The sequence below is a fragment of the Bacillus sp. BML-BC051 genome, from assembly GCF_019656175.1.
In the GTDB taxonomy this organism is placed as follows: domain Bacteria; phylum Bacillota; class Bacilli; order Bacillales; family Bacillaceae_G; genus Bacillus_A; species Bacillus_A mobilis.
The window spans coordinates 1-5,275 of sequence record NZ_BPLI01000082.1; the positions used below are offsets into that span (position 1 = coordinate 1).

3 protein-coding genes and 3 pseudogenes are annotated in these 5,275 nt (G+C 32.7%); 3 read left to right on the forward strand and 3 right to left on the reverse strand.

The window, feature by feature from the left end; genetic code table 11:
- The 3 genes and pseudogenes from K5S59_RS27090 to K5S59_RS27100 form a co-directional block, all read right to left on the reverse strand.
- Nucleotides 1-1,057, reverse strand: a 1,057-nt coding sequence (locus K5S59_RS27090; protein WP_220784100.1) for an RNA-guided endonuclease InsQ/TnpB family protein, incomplete at its 3' end; no start/stop codon positions are given.
- A pseudogene (locus K5S59_RS27095) lies at nt 1,054-1,630 on the reverse strand (IS607 family transposase). The gene K5S59_RS27090 and the pseudogene K5S59_RS27095, both read right to left, overlap by 4 nt.
- A gap of 40 nt (nt 1,631-1,670) precedes the next feature.
- Nucleotides 1,671-2,411 (reverse strand): annotated as a pseudogene (locus tag K5S59_RS27100) (ATP phosphoribosyltransferase regulatory subunit); the annotation flags it as partial.
- 339 nt (nt 2,412-2,750) lie between these two features.
- Between K5S59_RS27100 and ybaK the strand changes: the two are divergent.
- The 3 genes and pseudogenes from ybaK to K5S59_RS27115 all read left to right on the forward strand — a co-directional run.
- A complete protein-coding gene (gene ybaK, locus K5S59_RS27105; RefSeq protein ID WP_120450550.1) occupies nt 2,751-3,227 on the forward strand; it encodes a Cys-tRNA(Pro) deacylase in 477 nt (158 codons plus the stop codon).
- 94 nt (nt 3,228-3,321) lie between these two features.
- Nucleotides 3,322-4,173 carry a P-loop NTPase family protein gene (locus tag K5S59_RS27110; RefSeq protein WP_120450548.1) on the forward strand — a complete coding sequence of 284 codons (852 nt, stop codon included), beginning with the start codon at nt 3,322-3,324 and terminating at the stop codon, nt 4,171-4,173.
- A 302-nt stretch (nt 4,174-4,475) separates the two neighbouring features.
- Nucleotides 4,476-5,275, forward strand: a pseudogene (locus K5S59_RS27115) (helix-turn-helix domain-containing protein); the annotation flags it as partial.

Genomic DNA, 5,275 nt, shown 5'->3' on the forward strand with positions numbered 1-5,275 from the left:
ATAGCTTTAAATCCGCTTTCTTTTGACTGCAACATGAGCATAACTTTGACGATGGATAAAACCGGTCTACTTGACGTAATTCAATTCCATATTCCTCACATTTCGTCAAAAGCCACGTTTTAAAAGCAAAAAAAGACTGCTTGGCAATTGTTTTAGATAGATGTTTGTTCTTCATCATACCTTTCACATTCAAATCTTCCACTGTAATAAACGTTGGCTTGGTTTTCACCACATTTGTTACAATAGACTTTACATACTCTATTCGAATATTCGCTAATCGAGCATGCAACTTTTGCACTCTAAGAACATTTTTATCTATATTCACTCTTTTATTAGTAACAGATTTTTCACCTCTCTTTTTTAGATTTTCAAATTTACGTGATAAAGAGCGTTGTTCACGTTTTAACCGTTTTTCTATCTTTTTTACTTGTACTGTTTTATTTATATTTTTGTGAGTTTTTCCATCGCTACGTACAGCAAAGTCTTTAATTCCCAAATCAATTCCTATACCTACTGCATTGAGTGTTGCATTTGGTTTTACCTCTTTCACTTCACAGAGTATAGACACATAGTATCTTCCTGCTCTTTGATATACTGTGCCACTTTTTACAGTTGCATTTTTAGGGATATATCCATATTCTTTTAACCTTATCCAACCAATTGTAGGAACTTTGACTCTATGTCTTTCTACTGTCCAATCTGTTTTGTTGTTTTTCGGAAAGTAGCACTTCACATCTTGCTTCTTCTTTTTTTTATATCGTGGAAACTGAGATAAACCTTTAAAAAATCGCTTAAAAGCTTTATCTCCATTCATAATCGCTTGTTTTACAGCTTTGCTCGACACTTCTTTAATCCACTGGTCACACTCTTTTGTATGAATGTTGTTTAGCCATTTGGAAAAGTCATAGCCACTAAGAAATTTCTCCTCCGACTCATGTGCCTCTTTATTTTTAGAGATATACAGATTATATACATATCGACACACCCCAATAGTTTGATGGATTTTACTAACTTGTTCAGTTGTCGGTTTGATTTCTATTAAATATGCTCTTTTCATAAGTCTCCATCCTCCGACATTTTCTTTTTGTATGTTCTCAACCCATATATTCTACAGCTAAATACATGAATGATAGATATTAAATCCTGAACAAGTTCTTCTTGAGGAGATAGTTTTTCATTGTTAACAATCATAATTTCCACTCCCATTTTACGAAGAAACTCTTTAAACCAATCATCTCCAAAACGTACAAATCTATCTTTGTGTGCAATGATGATCGTCGAAATATTTCTTTCCATACAACTGTCAATCAGGTTTATTCCACTGTTTTCTTTTGTAGTTTAATCCGCTACCAATACCTTTGATAACTTTATCTACAATTATCCCTCGTGCATTTGCGAAACTCAACCTGATTTTCTAAATCATCTTTCTGACCTGGATTTGAATAACTACTTTGCCTACTTTATTTTCTTCTTGAATACTCATATATTCCTTATACTGTTCTTCTGTATAGTATTATCTTCCTTTTTGGTTTCGGTAAGCAGGTAAAACACCTTGATTGTCCCACCTTTGTAATGTCTTAACAGAGACATTAAGCATTTCTGAAAATTCTTTTGGTTTATATTGTTTCATAATTATTTTTTACTATATATGCCTACTTTTGTCTATGTTTTTGTTTACTGTTTCTTTCTCCTTCGGCAACGAGTGGAGTATTGAAAACGTCTTTAAAGTCAGCAATTGAAAGCTTTAAACAAGATAAAACGGTATTACATATCGTATTAGCCATTTCTTCAGAAATTCCGCGCTCTAATACATCTTTTCGTACACCATCAATCCCAATCTTTTCGATTTTATCTAATGATAAAATGACGTCACTCGTTCGTTCAGTAGGAATGTTTATGGACTCGAGAATACCGTTTAACAATTTTCGGTTATTATATTGGATCGTTACTTCTAAGTTTAACGTTCGGAACAGTTCAAACGCCATACTCATAAGTTCCGCTTCTGCCATAACTGATTCTACACCGACTATATCCACGTCACATTGAATGAACTCACGAAATCGTCCTTGTTTAATTGGCCCATCTCGAAATACTTTCCCAATTTCATAACGTTTAAAAGGGAGACGGATGTTCGGATTCATTGCCACGACTTTTGCGAATGGAATTGTTAAATCGTATCGTAAGGCAAGGTCGCGTTTTCCTTGATCTTGAAGCCTATATATTTCTTTTAAAATTTCATCACCGCCACCGTACTTGTAAGACATAAGTTCATACATATTTAACGTTGGTGTTTCTAACGGCTTACATCCGTATCGCTCAAACGTATCTTCACAGGCCCTTTTAATTTTATTTCGCAGTACTTGTTCTTCTGGTAAATAGTCTTTCGTTCCTTTTACATTTTTCATTTCCATTGTAATCACTCCTTTTTAAATTAAAAAAAGCTATGCAGGTATAAAAATACCCACATAGCTTTATGAACGCTTCGTGGGTCAACAGGAAAAGCCCTGTACCCACGAAGAAAAATTTTTCTTCGGATACACGGCGTTACGTATGATGATGAAGTTGGAAAGAAGTATTAATATTTCGCATGACGAATCTCTCCTTAACATAAGTTTTTCCAAATTATATCAGATGATTTTTGAATTATCAATATTTTTAGTTTTGAAATATACGTGAAGTTATGTAGGAGAAATGGAAAAGAGTGTATAATAAAACTTAATAATATGAAATAACCTTTTAAGGAGAAACCCATGAAAAAAGATAAAACAAATGCGATGCGAATATTAGATAAAGAAAAAATTGAATATTCGATGATGTCATATGATCCAGACGATGGAAAAATTGATGGTGTATCAGTAGCCGAGAAAATTGGACGAGAAGTGAGAGAAGTATATAAAACGTTAATCGCTCAAGGGAATAGTAAAAATTATCATGTGTTTATCATCCCGGTAGATGAAGAACTAAATTTAAAAGCTGCCGCAAAAGCAGTAAGTGAGAAGAAAATTGAAATGATTCCTGTTAAAGATATTACGAAAGTATCAGGATATATTCGCGGTGGTTGTTCACCAGTAGGGATGAAGAAGTTATTTTCTACATGTATTGATGCGACTGCTCAATCGCTTGAAACAATCATAGTAAGCGGCGGAAAAATTGGTATACAAATTGAGCTGAATGTGGATGACTTGGCGAAAGTGACGAGAGCGCAGTTTGGTGAGATAACGAAATGATTATACATAGGGAAAGAAGTTTTAGTTTTATTAAATTTAGATAATGATTTATAGGGAAATTAGTCCGTTTTGTCTTAGAAAGGTGTAGATTTTTTTGAATACAAAATTAATCATAGTAGAAGGGCTTCCTGGCTTTGGGAAATCCACCACTGCAAGCTTGCTTTACGATATTCTAATTGAAAAAAATATTGACGTTGAGTTATTTCTTGAAGGGAATCCAGACCATCCTGCTGATTATGATGGGGTATCTTGTTTTGATAAAAGTGAATTCGAAAGTTTGTTAGTGAATAGTGGTGATTTTAGGGAAGTAATTAGTGATAGAGTTACGAAGCGAGGAAACAATTATGTATTGCCATATAAAAAAATTAAAAATGAATCTATCACTAATTTTCCTGAAAGTTTATTAAATACCATTTTTAAAAATGATATATATGAATTATCGCTAGAGAGAAATATTGAATTAATAACTGAAAAATGGAGAGATTTTGTTGAAATTGCCAACAACGAAAATAAAATTTATATTTTTGAATGTTGCTTTATACAAAATCCATTAACAATCGGAATGGTTAAATATGGTGAAGAAAAAGAGAAAGTTAAAAGTTATATTAATGCATTAGCAGAAATCATAGAGAAATTAAATCCAGTATTGTTTTATATAGAACAAGATGATTTAGAATTCTCATTCAGAAAGGTATTTAATGAAAGAGATAAAGAATGGTCTGCTGGATTTATTGAGTATTATACAGATCAAGGGTATGGGAAAATGAAAGGCTATCACGGTTTAGACGGGGCAATTAAAGTTTTAGAAGCAAGAAGAGATATTGAAAGAGAAATATTTAATATGTTAAATATAAAAAAGACAAAAATTGATAATTCACAGTATGAAGCTATCAAATATAAGTCAATGATAATTGAAAAATTGAAATCACTTGAATTTCTAGATTAATGTATTGATTTAATTGAGCAAGAAACTAAGAATTTTTAACTTCGGCTTTCGAAAATTATCCAAATAAGCTGTTCACTGGATTCTCATAGTCATCTAGCTAAGATTTTGCAACACTGCAAAATCTTAGCTAGATGACCACGTATCGGTACCCTACAATAAAAAGGCAGGAACATATTTGATATGTTCCTGCCTTTGATTTTAGAGAGATGTTTCCTAACAGTTGATTTTGTTAACGAAAGTCGACTTCGAATCTATATTTCGTGTGAAAAAAAGAACATATAATAAAAGTATGAGGTGATGATGTGAAGGAGATAAACATTCATAAAATTATTGCGGATAAGAGAAAAGAAAAGGGAATTACACAGGAAGAGTTAGCGGCGTATATCGGTATTACGAAGGCGTCTGTTTCCAAATGGGAGACTGGGCAGAGTTATCCGGATATTACATTTTACCACTATTGGCATCGTATTTTAACGTAAGTATAGATGAACTAATCTGTTATACACCACAAATGGAGCAGGAAGATATTAAAAATTTATATCATAGACTAGCGGAAACTTTTAGTGAAGAACCGTTTGATGAAGTAATGAAGGAGTGTAGAGAAATAATTAAAAAATATTATTCTTGTTTTCCATTATTACTTCAAATGGGACTACTTTTTATAAACCACCATATGTTAACAGAGGATATGGATAAAAGAATTGAAATTTTAGAAGAGGCAATGTCTTTCTTTAGCAGGGTGCAGGAAGAAAGTGATGATGTTTCTCTTGTGAAAGAGGCGGTATCGTTTCAAGCAACTTGCTATCTTATACTCAATAAACCAAATGAGGTGCTTCAATTACTTGGCGAAACGATACGTCCTAACGTTCCAGAGGAAGACTTAATCGCACAAGCGTATCAAATGCTTGGAAATGCTGAAAAGGCGAATGAAATTATGCAAATTAGTATGTACCAACATTTAGTACAACTCGTTGCGACAATACCGAATTATGTAGTAGTAAATGCTTCAAACGCTGAAAAGGTAGAGTTAATTTTAAATAGAGCTTTCATGTTAATAGATATATATGAAATAGAAACATTACATCCCAATATGACTTTAAAA

Bases quoted from the DNA above. Each gene is read 5' to 3' on its own strand.
- ybaK (WP_120450550.1), top strand. From the start codon at position 2,751: ATGAAAAAAGATAAAACAAATGCGATGCGAATATTAGATAAAGAAAAA.